The organism is Streptomyces boetiae, assembly GCF_031845405.1.
Taxonomy (GTDB): domain Bacteria; phylum Actinomycetota; class Actinomycetes; order Streptomycetales; family Streptomycetaceae; genus Streptomyces; species Streptomyces boetiae.
In genome coordinates, this window is record NZ_JAVREN010000009.1 from 63,962 (window position 1) to 80,280 (window position 16,319).

Here is a 16,319-nt window from a genome sequence, read left to right on the forward strand (position 1 = left end):
GACGCGGGGCGCGGCGCGGGGCACGTACGCTGTGCTGCTGTGCCGAACGACAGGAATGACACACAGTCCCGCCCGCCCCGGGCCGCCGCCGGGGTCGGCCTGGTGCAGCGCCGCGCGGTCGAGGAGCTGCTGCGGGTCTCCCCCGTGGCGGACGACCTGGCCGCCCGCTTCGAGCGGGCCGGGTTCCAGCTCGCGCTGGTCGGCGGCTCGGTGCGGGACGCCCTGCTGGGACGGCTCGGCAACGACCTGGACTTCACCACGGACGCCCGCCCCGAGGACGTGCTGCGGATCGTCCGGCCCTGGGCGGACGCGGTCTGGGAGGTCGGCATCGCCTTCGGCACGGTCGGCTGCCGCAAGGCGGCCCCCGGGGACGCCGGGGAGGGCGGCCCCAAGGACTTCCAGCTGGAGATCACCACCTATCGGTCCGAGGCCTACGACCGCACCTCGCGCAAGCCGGAGGTCTCCTACGGGGATTCGCTGGAGGAGGACCTGCTGCGGCGCGACTTCACGGTGAACGCGATGGCCGTCGGGCTGCCGCGCAAGGAGTTCGTCGATCCGCACAACGGTCTCTCCGACCTGGCGCAGCGGGTGCTGCGCACCCCGGGGACGCCGGAGTCCTCGTTCTCGGACGACCCGCTGCGGATGATGCGGGCCGCGCGGTTCGCCGCGCAGCTCGACTTCACGGTGGCCGAGCCGGTGCGCGCGGCCATGTCCGGCATGGCGGAGCGGATCGACATCGTCTCGGCCGAGCGGGTGCGGGACGAGCTGAACAAGCTGCTGCTGAGCGACCATCCGCGCAAGGGCCTCACCCTGCTCGTGGAGACCGGCCTCGCGGCGCGGGCGCTGCCCGAGCTTCCGGCGCTGCGGCTGGAGCGGGACGAGCACCACCGGCACAAGGACGTGTACGAGCACAGCCTGACCGTGCTGGAGCAGGCGATCGACCTGGAGGGCGGCGAGCGTGACCTCGTGCTGCGGCTGGCGGCGCTGCTCCACGACATCGGCAAGCCCCGCACCCGCCGCTTCGAGGAGGACGGCCGGGTCTCCTTCCACCACCACGAGGTGGTCGGCGCGAAGATGGTCAAGCAGCGCCTGGGCAAGCTGAAGTACCCCAACGAGATGATCAAGGACGTGGCGCGGCTGGTCGAGCTGCACCTGCGCTTCCACGGCTACGGGACCGGGGAGTGGACCGACTCGGCCGTGCGGCGCTACGTGCGGGACGCCGGGCCGCTGCTGGACCGGCTCCACAAGCTGACCCGCTCGGACTGCACGACCCGGAACAAGCGCAAGGCGCAGGCCCTCTCCCGCGCCTACGACGGCCTGGAGGAGCGGATCGAGCGCCTGCGGGAGCAGGAGGAGCTGGACGCGATCCGGCCGGACCTCAACGGCAACGACATCATGCGCCTGCTGGGCATCGGCCCCGGACCGGAGGTCGGCGCCGCCTACCGGCACCTGCTCGACCTGCGGATGGAGCACGGCCCGATGGGGCCCGAGGAGGCCGAGGCCCGGCTCAGGGAGTGGTGGGCCGGGCAGCAGTGAGCATCTCGTCGGGGGTTTCACGTGAAACCTCCGAGCGCCGCAGCCGGTCCACGGCCGTGGCCGTGGCCGCGTAGAGCGCGGAGACGGTGAGTACGAGCGCGGCGGAGCGGCCGTCCGGCGGGACCATGAGGGCCGCGAGGCCGGCCGCCGCGACGAAGGCGATGTTGAACAGCATGTCGTAGAGGGAGAAGACCCGGCCGCGGAAGGCGTCGGCCACCGCCGACTGCACCACGGTGTCGGTCACGATCTTGGTGCTCTGCGAGACCAGGCCCAGCACGAAGGCCGCCCCCACCACCGGCACGGGCCGGAAGGGAAGCCCCAGGGCCGGCGTCAGCACCGCCGCCGCCGCCGCGCACAGCGCGAACCAGCCCAGCCCGCCCAGCCGGGCCACCGCCCACGGGGTGACCACGGCGGCCAGGAAGAAGCCCACGCCGGAGGCGGCCAGCGCCAGGCCGAGCCACGCCATGCCGTTCCCGCCGCCCGGCCCGCCGCCCCAGGCGTGCCGGCACAGCATCAGCACGGCGACCAGCAGCGCGCCGTAGGAGAAGCGGATCAGGCCCAGGGCGCCCAGCGTCCAGCCGGCGAGCGGGCGCTCCCTGAGGTGCCCCAGGCCGGCGGCGAGCCCCCGCGCGGTCGAGGCCAGGGCCGGGCCCAGGGGCAGCATCGCCTCCCGGCCGGGGCCGAGCAGCTCCCGGCCCATCCGCAGCGCCGCCAGGCCCGCGCCCAGGTAGACCAGCCCGGCGAGGCCGAGGGCCAGCGCGTCCTCCGCGCCCTGGCCGCGGGCGAGGAGCTGCACGCCGAAGGCAGCCGCGCCCCCGACCGTCGCGGCCAGCGTTCCGGCCGTGGGCGACAGGGCGTTGGCCGTCACGAGGCGGTCGGCGTCCACGACCCGGGGCAGCGCGGCCGAAAGGCCCGCCAGGATCAGCCGGTTGACGCCGGTGACGGTGAGGGCGGAGAGGTAGAACGCCCAGTCCGGCACGTCGGCGGCCACGAGCACGCAGGTGCCGGCGGCCAGCCCGCTGCGCAGGAGGTTCCCGTACAGCAGCACCTGGCGGCGGCGCCACCGGTCCAGCAGGACCCCGGCGAACGGCCCGAGCAGCGAATAGGGCAGCAGCAGCACCGCCATGGCGGCGGCGATATCCCCGGGCGAGGTCTCCTGCTCCGGGGAGAACACCACCCAGGTGGCCAGGCCGACCTGGAAGACGCCGTCCGCGAACTGGGAGAGCAGCCGCACCGTCAGCAGCCGCCGGAAGTCCGGCAGGTGCAGCAGCCCGCGCAGGCCGGCCCGGGCCGCCGGGCCCGGTCTGTCAGGTTTCACGTGAAACGCCGGGGGCGGGCGGCAGCGCGCCGGGGCTGGTGCCCCAGTCGACGAACGCCGTGGGCGGGGGCGGTGGGGGACGGCGCCGGGCCGCGCCGGGGGCGAAGACGTCCGCCGCTCCGTCGAGCACGCCGCCGCCCGGGTCGTCCGAGCCGTCCCGGCGGACCACGTCGTGCTCGGGCCGCAGGACGTCCCGTACCACGAGCGCGCAGAGGTAGAGCGTTCCCAGCAAATGGACCAGGATGGCGAGTTGATAGCCGCCGGTGGACAGGCCGTCCTTGCCCTCGCCGTTGATGGCGGCCAGGTAGTACCAGATCCCCAGGTAGTAGAGGACCTCGCAGGTCTGCCAGACCAGGAAGTCCCGCCAGCGCGGCCGGGCCAGGACGGCCAGCGGGATCAGCCACAGCACGTACTGCGGCGAGTAGACCTTGTTGGTGAGGACGAAGAGGGCCACGGCCAGGAAGGCGAGCTGGGCCAGGCGGGGGCGGCGCGGCGCGCTGAGGGCCAGCCAGGCCAGCGCCAGGCCGCCGAGGACCACGAGCGCGGCGGCGTAGGTGTTGACCGAGTCCAGCCGGGTGTCGGCGCGCTGGGAGATGATCAGCCACACCGAGCCGAAGTCCACGGGCCGCTCCTGGCTGAAGGAGTAGAACTTCCCCCAGCCCTCCGGCGCCACCAGCATCACCGGCAGGTTGACGGCCAGCCAGGAGACGGCCGCCCCGGCCGCCGCCGCCCAGAAGGCCCGCAGGCGGCCCGCCCGCCAGCACAGCAGCAGCAGCGGCCCCAGCAGCAGCGCGGGATAGAGCTTCGCCGCGGCGGCCAGGCCGATCAGCACCCCGGCCGCGGCCGGGCGGGAGCGGGACCACAGCAGCAGGGCGGCGCAGGTCAGCGCCCCGGCCAGCAGGTCCCAGTTGATGGTCGCGGTCAGCGCCAGCGCCGGGGAGAGCGCCACCAGCAGGCCGTCCCACGGGCGGTGGCGCTGCATGCGGGTGACGCAGACCGCGATGACCACGGCGCAGATCATCAGCATCCCGGCGTTGACCATCCAGTAGGTCTGCGCGGGCTGCGGGCCGTCCGTGCCGCCCGGCGTCAGCCAGGCGGCGATCTGCATGAACAGGCCCGTCAGGACCGGGTATTCGAGGTACTCCATCCCGCCGGAGGTCTCCTCCGGGATGCGATCGGCGTAGGGCACCAGGCCGTCCGCGAAGCCGCGCCCGGCGTACAGGTGCGGGATGTCGGAGTAGCAGGCCCGGGTGTACTGCTCGGTGGGGCCGCTGAACCAGCCGCTCTCGTAGCAGGGGGCCTTCTGCGCCATGCCGAGCGCGAACATCCCGATCGCCACCAGCGCGATGACCCGTACCGGGGTCCACCAGCCGCCCGCCGGGACCGCGCGACGCCCGGCCGGGCCGCCGATCAGCTCGCTGCCCGCCGCTGCGACCTCGTCCTGGACGGTGGGCCGTACGGCCGGCCGGGGAGTGGGATGCACCATGGCCCCCTATCCTGCCCCACGGCCCCGCGGGCGGGGGGTCAGGGCGCGTCCGGAAACGGCCGCGGCCCCCCGGGCGGGAGCCAGGGGGGCCGCGGCGGAGCGGGGGGAGTCCCCGGGGCGTGCTACGGCTCGGCGCCGCCGAACCAGCCGGTACCGCCCTGGTTCCCGTTCGGGCCGCCGCCCTCGACGGTGCCCTCGGTATCGCCCTCGACGCTGCCCTCGTTCGTGCCCCCGACGCTGCCCTCGTTGGTGCCGCCCTGGTCCGTGCCCTGGTCGGTCCCGGAAGTGGAGCACGACGGGTCGAAGATGTCGCAGGGGTCGGTCGGCTCTGGAGTCGTCGGCTCGGGGAGCGTGGGCTCCTGCGTGGTCGGCTCCGGGTCCGGGCTCTCCTCCGGCTCCTCGGGCTCCTGCGTCTGGGCCGGGGGCGTGGGGTCGACCGGGGTGACGGGCGGCGCCTCGGAGCCGCCGCCGTAGACGGTCTCGCCGACGGACCGCGGCTCGGGGAACTCCTCCACCGGGTCGTCCGCAGTGGCCTCCTCCATGAACGCCATCCACACCGAGAGCGGGAGCGAGCTGCCGTTGATGCGCTCCTGGCCGGCGGTGCCGTACATGGACATCTGGCCCATCTCCTCGCCGTCGGCCAGGCTCTCCTCGGAGTCCGGCATCCGCCACATGCCGATGGCGGTGGACAGGCGGGTGGTGTAGCCGACGAACCAGGCCGAGCGGTTGTCGTCCGTGGTGCCGGTCTTGCCGGCCACCGGGCGGCCCAGCTCCTGGGCCCGCCTGCCGCTGCCGTCCTCGCTCTCCACGACTCCGGCCAGCACGTCCGTGACGTTGTCGGCCACGTCGGCGCTGAAGCTCTGGCGGGTGCTGTTCGTGTGCTCCCAGCTGCTGCCGTCCCGCCGCTCCACGCGGGTCACCGAGTACGGGTCGGCCTGCTCGCCGCTGGCGGCGAAGGTGGCGTAGGCCGAGGCCATCCGGATCGGGCCCGGGGTGGAGACGCCGAGCGCGAAGGTCGGAACGTCCTCGCCGACCGCGCCGAGGCTGTCCTCCAGCAGGCCCGCGTCCTCGGCCGCCTCCGCGACCGTCAGCGGGCCGATGTCCATGCCGAGCTGCACGAAGGGCGCGTTGGCCGAGACGGCCATGGCCTGCCGCAGGGTGATGTCACCCTGCGAATTGCCCTCGAAGTTGTTCTGGCGCCACTGACTCTCCTCGCCGTCCTCGTCCTCCACGATGACGGGTTCGCCGTTGTAGCGCCGGATCAGCATCTCGTCCTCGCTGTGGTAGACGCTGTCCGGGGAGACCAGGGTCCGCTGGTCGGCCTCCTGCTCCTGGCCGCCCTCGGGGTCCCGGATGCCGTCGCGCATGGCCGCGGCCAGCACGAAGGGCTTGAACGTCGAACCCACCTGCACGCCGGGGTTGTTGGCGTTGTTCACGAAGTGCTCGGTGTAGTCCGAGCCGCCGTAGATCGCCCGGATCGCCCCGTCGCCCGGGACGACCGCCGCGCCGCCGAACTGCACGTGCCGGTCCTCGTCCCGCTCCTCGGGGTCGAGGTTCTCCTCGCGCACCTGCTCCACGGCCTCGACCATGGAGTTGACCATGCCCTCGTCGAAGGTGGTGTAGATGCGGTTGCCGCCGGCGGCAAGCTGGTCCTCGGTGATGTGGCCGTTCGCGAGCAGGTACTGGTCGGCCAGGTCGGTCAGGTACCCGATCTGCCCGGCCCGCTCCATCGCCCGGGTCGGGGGCTGCGGCAGCGGGAACTCCTCGGCGATGATCTCCTGGTACTCGGCCTGGCTCAGCCCCTCGCCGACCTCGACCCGGCGCTCCAGCACCCAGGCCCAGCGTTCCGTGGCCCGCTCCAGGTTGGCCTCGTTGACGTCGCTCAGCTCCTCGCCGTCGCCGCCACTGTAGGGGTCGAAGAGGCTGGGGCCGTTCAGCAGGGAGGTGAGGAACGCGCACTGGCTGTCCGTCAGCTCCACCGCGTCCACGCCGTAGTAGGCCTGCGCGGCGGCCTGGATGCCGTAGGCGCCGCGGCCGAAGTACGAGGTGTTGAGATACCCCTGGAGGATCTCCTCCTTCTCGACCTCGGCGCCGACCTTCACGGACAGCAGCAGCTCGCGGACCTTTCTCTCTATCGTCTGGTCCTGCGTGAGGTACATGTTCTTCACGTACTGCTGCGTGATGGTCGAGCCGGACTGAACGTCCCCGCCGCGCGCCATGTTCAGCACGGCGCGGCCGATGCCCATCACGTCGATGCCGGGGTCCTCCCAGAAGGTGGCGTTCTCGGCGGAGATCACCGAGTCCTGCATCGCCTGCGGGATGTCCTCCAGCTCCAGGTTCTGCCGGTTGACGTTCCCCTCGCCGGCGACGACCATCCGGGAGCCGTCCGCCCAGTAGTAGACGTTCGTCTCGCGGACGGCGATGTCGTTGGCGCTGGGGATCTCGGTCATCGCGTACGCGATGCCGACCAGGCCGATCATCATCGTCATGAACGCCAGGCAGGAGCCGAGCACCTGCTTCCAGGAGGGCACCCAGCGGCGGAGGCCGGTGTACCCCGAGCGCGGGTAGTCGATCAGCCTTCGCTTCGAGGCCGCCCCCGCGCGCCGCCGGCGGGCGGCCCGCCCGCCGATGCCCTCCGAGGCGCTGGCGGTGGAGGCCCCGGCCGCGCGGCGGCGCCCCCCGCCTCCGGCTCCGCGCCGCGCGGCGGCCCGGCGGGCCTCGGCGCGGCTGCCGTAGGGCCGCTCCCGCTCCCCCGGCGAGGAGTCTTCCGCCCGTGCGGAGGGCACGGGCGGGGGAGCCGCGCGGCGACCGGAGGGCCCTGCGGCCCGGCGACCGCGGGACTGCGGCGGCTTGCGACGGTGCTCGCTCATGGGACAGCTACTCCTCGGACAGACACAATCGCCTGGTGTCGGCAGGTACGTGACGGCATCCCGTCCCCCTCTGTGCGGCCGTCCACGCGTCCGGGCGCACTGCACCTAGAACGATGACGCTCACTCGCGCCACTTGGTTCCCGGCCGCCGTCGTCTGCACGGGCCAAGACTACGCAGCGGCAAAACGCCATCTTTCTTCCAGTAACGGTCCATTGGGACATCTCGCACCCCCCTACGTCACAATGTGACCCCGTTCACCTACGCCCGGCTTGCCCGTCCCGCCGGCCCGCTCTATCGTGACGATGTATCGAGCTGATACATCGCTTCGGAAGGCACGGCAGGATCGGATGAGGACGGAGGTGGCCTCCCGCATGAGCAGGCGCTCGGGCATTCTGGAGTTCGCCGTCCTCGGCCTGCTGCGCGAGTCCCCGATGCACGGGTACGAGCTGCGCAAGCGGCTCAACACCTCGCTCGGCGTCTTCCGGGCGTTCAGCTACGGCTCCCTCTACCCCTGCCTGAAGACCCTCGTCCAGCAGGGATGGCTGGCCGAGGAGCAGGGCACCGGCCGGGAGGACCCCCGCGCCGCCCCCCTCACCAACCGCAGGGCCCGCATCGTCTACCGGCTCACCGCCGAGGGCAAGGAGCGCTTCGAGGAGCTCCTGGGCCAGACCGGGCCCGACGCCTGGGAGGACGAGCACTTCGGCGTCCGCTTCGCCTTCTTCGGCCAGACCTCCCGCGACGTGCGGATGCGCGTCCTGGAGGGCCGCCGCAGCCGCCTGGAGGAGCGCCTGGCCAAGATGCGCGCCTCGATGGCGCGCACCCGCGAGAAGCTGGACGCCTACACCCTTGAGCTTCAGCGCCACGGCATGGAGTCCGTCGAGCGCGAAGTCCGCTGGCTCAACGAGCTGATCGAGAGCGAGCGGGAAGGGCGGGATCAACGCGATCAACGCGGCGCAGGCGGCGGGGGCGACCCCCGCGGGCCGGATCCGTCCGACGACTTCACCCCGTGATCACCACCGCTTGATCACCCCACCCACCACCCCGCGACGGCGCGGGGATCATGTCGAACACACACAGGGAGCAGCCGGAATGGGTTCGGTTCGCGTAGCCATCGCCGGCGTGGGCAACTGCGCCGCATCGCTGGTACAGGGCGTCGAGTACTACAAGGACGCAGCCCCGGACGCCAAGGTCCCGGGTCTGATGCACGTCCGGTTCGGCGAATACCACGTCTCGGACATCGAGTTCGTCGCCGCCTTCGACGTCGACGCCAAGAAGGTGGGCGCCGACCTGGCGGACGCCATCGGCGCCAGCGAGAACAACACCATCAAGATCTGCGACGTGCCCCCCACCGGCGTGACCGTCCTGCGCGGCGAGACCCACGACGGCCTCGGCAAGTACTACCGGGAGACCATCGTCGAGTCCGAGCAGGACCCGGCCGACGTGGTCCAGGTCCTCAAGGACACCCGCGCCGACGTCCTCGTCTGCTACATGCCCGTCGGCTCCGAGGAGGCGGCGAAGTTCTACGCGCAGTGCGCCATCGACGCCAAGGTCGGCTTCGTCAACGCCCTGCCCGTGTTCATCGCCGGCACCAAGGAGTGGGCCGACAAGTTCACCGAGGCCGGCGTCCCGATCGTGGGCGACGACATCAAGTCCCAGGTGGGCGCGACGATCACGCACCGCGTGATGGCCAAGCTCTTCGAGGACCGCGGCGTCATCCTGGACCGCACGATGCAGTTGAACGTCGGCGGCAACATGGACTTCAAGAACATGCTGGAGCGCGAGCGGCTGGAGTCCAAGAAGATCTCCAAGACCCAGGCCGTCACCTCCCAGATCCCCGACCGCGACCTGGGCGAGAAGAACGTTCACATCGGCCCGTCGGACTACGTGGCCTGGCTGGACGACCGCAAGTGGGCCTACGTCCGCCTGGAGGGCCGCGCGTTCGGCGACGTCCCGCTGAACCTGGAGTACAAACTGGAGGTCTGGGACTCCCCCAACTCCGCGGGCGTCATCATCGACGCGCTCCGGGCCGCGAAGATCGCCAAGGACCGCGGCATCGGCGGCCCGATCCTCTCCGCGTCCTCGTACTTCATGAAGTCCCCGCCCGTGCAGTACTTCGACGACGAGGCCCGCGAGAGCGTCGAGAAGTTCATCCGAGGCGAAGTCGAGCGCTGACGCGCGACCCGCGCGCCGGCTCCCGCGCCGGCGCCCGGCGACGACCAGGCGGCAGCCCCGTGTCCCTTGAGGACCGGGGCTGCCGCCTTGCGGTGTGTGGGGCCCCGGCGAAGCCCCACGCTTGCCGGGGAACGCGCCGGGCGTGCGCCCCGGGCGCACGGACCGCGCTGCCGCGCGGGGCCGCCGCCACCCGGCGCGGCGCACCGCCGCCGTTCACGGAAACGCCCGCCACGGGCGTTCAGGGCAACGCCCGCCGCCGGCGTTCGCGGAAACATCAGCCGCTCGCGTTGGTCGAAACGTCCGTGGCGGGCGTTCGCGCGAAACGTCCGCGGCGGGCGTTGACGGCAACGTCCGCCGCCGGCGTTCGGCGCGGCTTCGGGCAGGCGGGTGGCTCCCGCGGGCGCGGGGTGCGCTCAGCCGCGGTGGTCGACCACGCGGTCGACCATCGTCGTCGTGTGGCGGAGGATGGCGCGGAACTCGTCGCCGACCTTCGGGCCCTTGGACTCCGCCGGGACGAAGAGGATCGACACCTGCATGTGCGGCGGCTCCGCGAACCACCGCTGCTTGCCGTCCCACACGAACGGCGAGAGATTGCGGTTGACCGAGGCCAGGCTCGCCCGCGCCATCCCCTTGGCCCGCGAGGTCATCCCGTGCAGCGCCTTGGGCGCCTCCAGGCCCACGCCGTGCGAGGTGCCACCCGCCACCACCGCCAGCCACCCCGTGGCCTGCGCCTTCTGCTGGCGGTACCCGAAGCGTTCCCCCTTGGCGATCGGCGTCACGTCCAGGACCGTCCCCCGGTACTCCGTGGCGCCGTGGTCCCCCAGCCACAGCCGCGTCCCGATCCGCGCCCGGAACCGCGTCTGCGGGAACTGCTGCCGCAGCCGCAGCAGCTGCTCCGACGTCAGGTGGCTGACGAACATCGTGTCCAGCGGCAGGCGGGCGGCGCGCAGCCGGTCCATCCAGCCGATGACCTCCTCCACCGCGTCCGAGCCGTCCGTCCGGTCCAGCGGCAGGTGGATCGCGAAGCCCTCGAGGCGCACGTCGTCCAGCGCCGCGTGCAGCTTTCCCAGGTCCGAGGGCTGCACCCCGTGCCGCCGCATGGTGCTCATCACCTCGACGACCACCCGGGAGCCCACCAGCCCGTACACCCCGTCCACCGAGGAGGCCGTCCGGATCACCCGGTCGGGCAGCGGCACCGGCTCCTCGGAGCGGCGGTAGGGCGTGAGCACCAGCAGGTCGCCGCTGAAGCGGTCCTTCATGGCCTCCGCCTCGTAGGTCGTGCCCACCGCCAGGGTGTCCAGCTCCAGCAGCGACACCTCCTCGGACAGCCGGTCGTGGCCGAAGCCGTAGCCGTTGCCCTTGCAGACGGGCACCAGGCCGGGGAAGTCCGCCACCACCGACCGCTGATGCGCACGCCAGCGGTCGGTGTCGACGTAGAGGGTGAGCGCCATGGCCGGAGACCCTTTCTCGTTCTTGGGGTGCTCTTCAGGGGGGCTTCGGGGGCCCGGGGTCAGCGCCGCGACATGTAGATGTCGAGGGCCCTGTGGAGAAGCTTATTGAGCGGGAAATCCCACTCGCCCAGATACTCGGCCGCCTCACCGCCCGTCCCCACCTTGAACTGGATGAGGCCGAAGAGATGGTCGGTGTCCTCCAGCGCGTCACCGATACCCCGCAGGTCGTACACGTCGGCCCCCAGCGCGTGCGCGTCCTGGAGCATCCGCCACTGCATCGCGTTGGAGGGCCGCACCTCGCGCTTGTGGTTGGCGGATGCTCCGTACGAATACCACACGTGGCGGCCCACGATCAGCATGGTCGCCGCCGCCACGGGCTCGCCCTCGTGCAGCGCGAGGTAGAGGCGCATGCGGTCGGGGTCCTCCGCGTTGAGGACCCGCCACATGCGTTCGAAGTACATCTGCGGACGGGGGCGGAAGCGGTCGCGCTCGGCCGTCACCTCGTACAGGCGCTGCCAGGTGCCCAGGTCCTCGTAGCCGCCCCGGACCACCTCGACGCCGGCCTTCTCGGCCTTCTTGATGTTCCGCCGCCACAGCTGGTTGAAGCCCTTGTGCACGTCCTCCAGCGCGCGGCCGGCCAGCGGGATCTGGAAGACGTAGCGCGGCTGGACGTCGCCGAAGCCCGCGCCGCCGTCCTCGCCCTGCTGCCAGCCCATCCGCCGCAGCCGGTCCGCCACCTCGAACGCCCGGGGCTCGATGAAGGTCGCCTCGGTGTCCCGCAGCCGCTTGACCTCGGGGTTCTGAATGCCGGCCTTGACCGCCGCCGCGTCCCATCGCCGGATCACCACGGGCGGGCCCATCTTGACGGAGAACGCCCCCTGCTGCTTGAGGTGGGCCAGCATCGGCTTCAGCCAGTCCTCCAGGTTGGGCGCGTACCAGTTGATCACCGGGCCCTCGGGGAGATACGCCAGATAGCGCTTCAGCCGGGGAATCTGCCGGTAGAGCACCAGACCCGCGCCCACCAGCTCGCCGGCCCGGTCGAACCAGCCCAGCGACTCCGAGCGCCATTCGGCCTTCACGTCGCCCCAGGCCGGAACCTGCATGTGGCTGGCCGAGGGCAGCGAGCGGATGTACGCCAGGTGCTGCTCGCGGCTGATGGTCCTCAGGGTCAGGCTCATTCGGGGGGCTCCTCCGGCGTCAATCGCAGGGTCTGGCCGGAAGCCTAGCCCCGCGCGGGGCGCCGGGAGGCCGGGGCACCGGGAGCCGCCCCGGCCGTTGTCCCCCTGTCCTCATCCCACCCAGCCGCCGAAGGGGCCGCCGTGCGCCACGCCCATGTAGAAGCCGACGGCCGCGGCCCCCAGGCCGAGCACCGTCACGAAGCGCTGGCCGGTCGTCACCGAGATCAGCTGGGCCCGGGCACCGATCGCGATCCCGGCCAGCCCGGCCCAGGAGCTGAGCAGGTGCAGGCCGGGGAAGACGGCGGCGATCGCCGCCACCGCGCCCAGCACGAGCGTGACCGTGGCCAGGGAGTTCTCCCTCGGGTGGGGCCGGCCGTCGGTGTTCAGCAGGCTTGTCACGTGGGTCGCCTGCGCCATGAGCGTCGCCTCCCATGCGTGCTTTTGTGGCTTATGTGTGGATCTGTTCTAAAAGTCCAGGATGCTCGCCCCTCCGGGTGAATTTCAACCGGAGGGGCCGGGACGGGTACGGTGTACTGTCCGACCCGGGTCCGCCCGGAGCGGATCGCATCACGACCCTCCTGCCACGGAACGCCCGTGGCCGCCCGAGTCCAGAGGAGGTGGGTTTTCGCATGCGTCACTACGAGGTGATGGTGATCCTCGACCCCGATCTTGAGGAGCGCGCTGTCGCCCCCCTGATCGAGAACTTCATGTCCGTCGTCCGCGAGGGCAACGGCAAGGTCGAGAAGATCGACACCTGGGGCCGTCGGCGTCTCTCCTACGAGATCAACAAGAAGCCCGAGGGCATCTACTCCGTCATCGACCTGACGGCCGAGCCGGCCGTGGTCAAGGAGCTCGACCGGCAGATGAACCTGAACGAGTCGGTCATGCGGACGAAGGTCCTCCGTCCCGAGACCCACTGAGCCGGGTCTCACCCGGCCGGGACGAACGGGACGACGAGTAGCACTGTCAGTGCCATAGGTAATCATCGCACCAACAGCAATAACCCGCGCCGAGAGGTACCCCCATGGCAGGCGAGACCGTCATCACGGTGGTCGGCAATCTGGTCGACGACCCCGAGCTGCGCTTCACCCCATCCGGTGCGGCGGTCGCGAAGTTCCGCGTCGCGTCCACGCCGCGGATCTTCGACCGGCAGACCAGCGAGTGGCGGGACGGCGAGAGTCTCTTCCTCACCTGCTCGGTCTGGCGGCAGGCGGCGGAGAACGTCGCCGAGTCCCTGACCAAGGGCACCCGCGTCATCGTGCAGGGCCGCCTCAAGCAGCGGTCGTACGAGGACCGGGACGGCGTCAAGCGCACGGTCTTCGAGCTGGAGGTCGACGAGGTCGGCGCCAGCCTGCGCAGCGCCACCGCGAAGGTCACCCGCGCCGCCGGCGGAGGCGGTCGCGGCGGCCAGGGCGGCGGCGGGGGCGGCTGGGGCGGCGGCCCCGGTGGCCCCAGCGGCGGTCAGGGCGGTGGCGGCGGAGCGCCCGCGGGCGACCCGTGGGCGACCGGCGCGCCGGCCGGCGGCGGCCAGCAGGGCGGCGGCGGGGGCGGCTGGGGCGGCGGTGGTTCCGGCGGCGGCTACTCGGACGAGCCGCCCTTCTGACGGGCGCGCTCGGCACACACACTTCTTTGATTCACGGAAAGACGAGACACCATGGCGAAGCCGCCCGCGCGCAAGCCCAAGAAGAAGGTCTGCGTGTTCTGCAAGGAGAAGATCACCTACGTCGACTACAAGGACACGAACCTGCTGCGGAAGTTCATCTCCGACCGCGGCAAGATCCGTGCCCGCCGGGTCACCGGAAACTGCACCCAGCACCAGCGTGACGTCGCCACGGCCGTGAAGAACAGCCGCGAGATGGCGCTGCTGCCCTACACCTCGACGGCCCGCTGAGGCCGCGTTCACCGAGAAGGGAGCGAGCGTCATGAAGATCATCCTGACCCACGAGGTCTCCGGCCTCGGCACGGCAGGCGACGTGGTCGAGGTCAAGGACGGGTACGCCCGGAACTACCTCCTGCCCCGCGGCGTCGCGATCCGCTGGACCAAGGGCGGCCAGAAGGACGTCGAGCAGATCCGCCGCGGCCGCAAGATCCGCGAGATCGCCTCGATCGAGCAGGCCAACGACGTCAAGTCGCAGCTGGAGGGCCTGACCGTCCGGCTGAAGGTCCGCGCCGGCACCGGCGGGCGCCTCTTCGGCTCGGTCACCCCGGCCGACATCGCCACGGCGGTGAAGACCGCGGGCGGCCCCGATGTCGACAAGCGCCGCATCGAGCTGACCACGCCGATCAAGAGCCTCGGCACGCACCGGATCTCCGTCCGGCTGCACCCCGAGGTGGCCGCCAACGTCGGCGTCCAGGTCGACGCGGCGAAGTAACGCCCGGCCCGGGCCGTGCGCACGCTTCCTCAGCCGCGCACGGCCCCGGTCACCAGCCAGCGCCCGGTCCTGGCGCGCAGCGCCAGCGTGGCCAGCCGGGTCGCCATCATCAGCCCGGCCACGGCCCACCACAGGGCCGTCACCCCGCCCCCGGCCACCGGTATCAGCCAGGCCACGGGCGCGAACACCGCGACGGTCAGCAGCATCGCGCCCGCGAGGTAGGGCCCGTCGCCCGCACCCATCAGCACCCCGTCCAGGACGAAGACCACCCCCGCGATCGGCTGGGTCACCGCCACCACCAGCAGCACCGGCAACAGCGCCTCGCGCACCGCCGGATCCTCGCTGAACAGGCCCCCCAGCAGCGGCGCCGCCGGCCCGAGCAGCAGCCCGAGCCCCGCCCCGCCGACCGCGCCCCACCACACCATCCGCGCGCACGCGGCCCGCGCCCCGGCCGCGTCCCCGGCACCGAGATAGCGGCCGATGATGGCCTGCCCGGCGATGGCTATCGCGTCCAGCGCGAAGGCCATCAGCGTCCAGACCGTCAGGGCCACTTGGTGCGCGGCGGCCTCGGTGTCACCGAGCCCCGCGGCCACGGCCGTGGCGATCAGCAGCACCCCGCGCAGCGACAGCGTCCGCACCAGCAGGGGAACGCCCGCCCTGGCGCCGGCCAGCACCCCGGCCGGGTCGGGGCGCAGCGAGGCCCCGTGGCGCCGGGCCCCGCGCACCACCACGACCAGGTACACGGCGGCCATGCCGAACTGCGCCAGCACCGTGCCCCAGGCGGAGCCGGCGATGCCGGTGCCCAGGCCGTAGAGGAAGAGGGCGTTGAGCGCGATGTTGGCCGCGAACCCGGCGACCGCGACGAGCAGCGGAGTGCGGGTGTCCTGGAGGCCGCGCAGCACGCCGGTGGCGGCGAGCACGACCAGCATCGGCGGGATGCCCAGCGCGCTGATCCGCAGGTAGGTCACCGCGTGCGGGGCCGCGGTGGCCGAGGTGCCGAAGGCGTCCACCAGGGCCGGCGCCGCGGGCAGTACGACGGCGAGGAGGACCAGGCCCAGAAGCAGGGCCAGCCAGATCCCGTCCAGGCCCCGCCGGATGGCGGCCGGCAGGTCGCGGGCGCCGACGCTGCGGGCCACGGCCGCGGTGGTGGCGTAGGCGAGGAAGACGAAGACGTTGACGGCCGTGGTCAGCAGCGCGGCGGCCACGCCGAGCCCGGCCAGCTCGGGCGTGCCGAGGTGGCCGACCATGGCGCTGTCGGCGAGCAGGAAGAGGGGCTCGGCGACGAGGGAGCCGAAGGCGGGCAGCGCGAGGACGAGGATCTCGCGGTCGTGGCGGCGCACGGCCCGCCTGCGGACGGCGCGCCCGGCCGCCTCCGGTGAGCCTGGGGACATGGTCTGATCCAAACATCCACAGGTAAGGGATGCAAGGGGCTTCTGATCATTACCTGGCGAGGGGCGGGCCGGGTCGCCGCGGCACGGCCGCCCGGCGGATGGCGGGATTCCGCCGACGCGCCGCGACTTTTTTCCGCGCACAGCAGGTGGACGGCGAAATCGCAGGTCAACGCCCTGGTCGGCGCGGACGGCCGAAGTTCTCCACAGCCCCGTCCCCTGTCGCCCCCCGGTTCGTCCACAGGAATCCGGCGGTCATCCACAGGGCGCGATCTGAAATCCACACCGGCCTGTGGATAACGTGGTTGGTCCTCCCCGGCCCCGGCCTTACCGTGGTCCCTGCTCCGGCGCCCGACTGTCAGAGCTGTGCCGTAAGAAAGACATGTAGCGCCGGGGAGGAGGCGAGGCCGATGACCGACCTTGAGCACGCGGGGCCTGCGTGGGACGAGGCCGAGCCGCAGGGCCCGCCCGTCGCGCGCCCCCGCCGCGAGCCCGGCGCCGAGCCGGACGGCGACCCCGAGCGCGCCGCCTTCGAGCGGGTCCCCCCG

General features: G+C 72.4%; 14 protein-coding genes. 7 read left to right on the forward strand and 7 right to left on the reverse strand.

Annotation, left to right across the window (positions count from 1 at the left end):
* The first annotated feature begins 39 nt into the window (after window positions 1–39).
* On the forward strand, window positions 40–1,536 hold the full coding sequence (locus RM780_RS08750) for a CCA tRNA nucleotidyltransferase (protein WP_311629990.1): 1,497 nt from the start codon (window positions 40–42) through the stop codon (window positions 1,534–1,536).
* Here RM780_RS08750 and RM780_RS08755 read toward each other — a convergent pair.
* The 3 genes from RM780_RS08755 to RM780_RS08765 all read right to left on the reverse strand — a co-directional run bounded on the left by RM780_RS08755 (window position 1,508) and on the right by RM780_RS08765 (window position 7,210).
* The gene (locus RM780_RS08755) at window positions 1,508–2,854 is read right to left on the reverse strand and encodes an MFS transporter (protein ID WP_311629991.1); all 1,347 of its coding nucleotides are present in this window, start codon (window positions 2,852–2,854) and stop codon (window positions 1,508–1,510) included. The two genes, RM780_RS08750 and RM780_RS08755, sit on opposite strands and share 29 nt — an antisense overlap.
* Window positions 2,844–4,340: a glycosyltransferase family 87 protein gene (locus RM780_RS08760; RefSeq protein ID WP_311629992.1), complete on the reverse strand. Its 1,497-nt coding sequence runs from the start codon at window positions 4,338–4,340 to the stop codon at window positions 2,844–2,846. Before RM780_RS08760 ends, RM780_RS08755 begins: the two co-directional genes overlap by 11 nt.
* Before the next feature lie 122 nt (window positions 4,341–4,462).
* A complete protein-coding gene (locus tag RM780_RS08765) occupies window positions 4,463–7,210 on the reverse strand; it encodes a transglycosylase domain-containing protein (RefSeq protein ID WP_311629993.1) in 2,748 nt (915 codons plus the stop codon).
* Between the two features lie 371 nt (window positions 7,211–7,581).
* Here RM780_RS08765 and RM780_RS08770 point away from each other — a divergent pair, with 371 nt between their 5' ends.
* Window positions 7,582–8,220, forward strand: a complete 639-nt coding sequence (locus tag RM780_RS08770) for a PadR family transcriptional regulator (RefSeq protein ID WP_311629994.1) — start codon at window positions 7,582–7,584, stop codon at window positions 8,218–8,220.
* Window positions 8,221–8,299: 79 nt separating this feature from the next.
* On the forward strand, window positions 8,300–9,382 hold the full coding sequence (locus RM780_RS08775; protein ID WP_311629995.1) for an inositol-3-phosphate synthase: 1,083 nt from the start codon (window positions 8,300–8,302) through the stop codon (window positions 9,380–9,382).
* A gap of 413 nt (window positions 9,383–9,795) precedes the next feature.
* On the opposite strand, the gene RM780_RS08780 is transcribed toward RM780_RS08775, so the two are convergent.
* The 3 genes from RM780_RS08780 to RM780_RS08790 form a co-directional block, all read right to left on the reverse strand.
* Entirely contained in the window at window positions 9,796–10,833 is a 1,038-nt protein-coding gene (locus RM780_RS08780) for an alanine racemase (RefSeq protein ID WP_311629996.1), read from the reverse strand.
* 59 nt (window positions 10,834–10,892) lie between these two features.
* Complete coding sequence (locus RM780_RS08785; protein ID WP_311629997.1) at window positions 10,893–12,011, reverse strand: lipid II:glycine glycyltransferase FemX; 1,119 nt, start codon at window positions 12,009–12,011, stop codon at window positions 10,893–10,895.
* A 111-nt stretch (window positions 12,012–12,122) separates the two neighbouring features.
* Window positions 12,123–12,428, reverse strand: coding sequence for a hypothetical protein (locus RM780_RS08790; protein ID WP_311629998.1), 306 nt, complete (start codon window positions 12,426–12,428; stop codon window positions 12,123–12,125).
* Window positions 12,429–12,640: 212 nt separating this feature from the next.
* Here RM780_RS08790 and rpsF point away from each other — a divergent pair, with 212 nt between their 5' ends.
* The 4 genes from rpsF to rplI all read left to right on the forward strand — a co-directional run bounded on the left by rpsF (window position 12,641) and on the right by rplI (window position 14,383).
* On the forward strand, window positions 12,641–12,931 hold the full coding sequence (gene rpsF, locus RM780_RS08795; RefSeq protein WP_311629999.1) for a 30S ribosomal protein S6: 291 nt from the start codon (window positions 12,641–12,643) through the stop codon (window positions 12,929–12,931).
* A gap of 104 nt (window positions 12,932–13,035) precedes the next feature.
* On the forward strand, window positions 13,036–13,614 hold the full coding sequence (locus RM780_RS08800; protein WP_311630000.1) for a single-stranded DNA-binding protein: 579 nt from the start codon (window positions 13,036–13,038) through the stop codon (window positions 13,612–13,614).
* Between the two features lie 51 nt (window positions 13,615–13,665).
* A complete protein-coding gene (gene rpsR, locus RM780_RS08805; protein WP_241059930.1) occupies window positions 13,666–13,902 on the forward strand; it encodes a 30S ribosomal protein S18 in 237 nt (78 codons plus the stop codon).
* 31 nt (window positions 13,903–13,933) lie between these two features.
* Window positions 13,934–14,383 carry a 50S ribosomal protein L9 gene (rplI, locus tag RM780_RS08810; protein ID WP_311630001.1) on the forward strand — a complete coding sequence of 150 codons (450 nt, stop codon included), beginning with the start codon at window positions 13,934–13,936 and terminating at the stop codon, window positions 14,381–14,383.
* 29 nt (window positions 14,384–14,412) lie between these two features.
* Here the strand turns inward: rplI and RM780_RS08815 are convergent, their stop codons facing one another.
* Entirely contained in the window at window positions 14,413–15,774 is a 1,362-nt protein-coding gene (locus tag RM780_RS08815; protein ID WP_311630002.1) for an MATE family efflux transporter, read from the reverse strand.
* Between the last annotated feature and the right edge of the window lie 545 nt (window positions 15,775–16,319).

Coding starts and splice junctions, on each gene's coding strand:
- RM780_RS08760 (WP_311629992.1), bottom strand. CDS start 4,340: ATGGTGCATCCCACTCCCCGGCCGGCCGTACGGCCCACCGTCCAGGAC.
- RM780_RS08765 (WP_311629993.1), bottom strand. CDS start 7,210: ATGAGCGAGCACCGTCGCAAGCCGCCGCAGTCCCGCGGTCGCCGGGCC.
- RM780_RS08770 (WP_311629994.1), top strand. CDS start 7,582: ATGAGCAGGCGCTCGGGCATTCTGGAGTTCGCCGTCCTCGGCCTGCTG.
- RM780_RS08775 (WP_311629995.1), top strand. CDS start 8,300: ATGGGTTCGGTTCGCGTAGCCATCGCCGGCGTGGGCAACTGCGCCGCA.
- RM780_RS08780 (WP_311629996.1), bottom strand. CDS start 10,833: ATGGCGCTCACCCTCTACGTCGACACCGACCGCTGGCGTGCGCATCAG.
- RM780_RS08785 (WP_311629997.1), bottom strand. CDS start 12,011: ATGAGCCTGACCCTGAGGACCATCAGCCGCGAGCAGCACCTGGCGTAC.
- RM780_RS08790 (WP_311629998.1), bottom strand. CDS start 12,428: ATGGCGCAGGCGACCCACGTGACAAGCCTGCTGAACACCGACGGCCGG.
- rpsF (WP_311629999.1), top strand. CDS start 12,641: ATGCGTCACTACGAGGTGATGGTGATCCTCGACCCCGATCTTGAGGAG.
- RM780_RS08800 (WP_311630000.1), top strand. CDS start 13,036: ATGGCAGGCGAGACCGTCATCACGGTGGTCGGCAATCTGGTCGACGAC.
- rpsR (WP_241059930.1), top strand. CDS start 13,666: ATGGCGAAGCCGCCCGCGCGCAAGCCCAAGAAGAAGGTCTGCGTGTTC.
- rplI (WP_311630001.1), top strand. CDS start 13,934: ATGAAGATCATCCTGACCCACGAGGTCTCCGGCCTCGGCACGGCAGGC.
- RM780_RS08815 (WP_311630002.1), bottom strand. CDS start 15,774: ATGTCCCCAGGCTCACCGGAGGCGGCCGGGCGCGCCGTCCGCAGGCGG.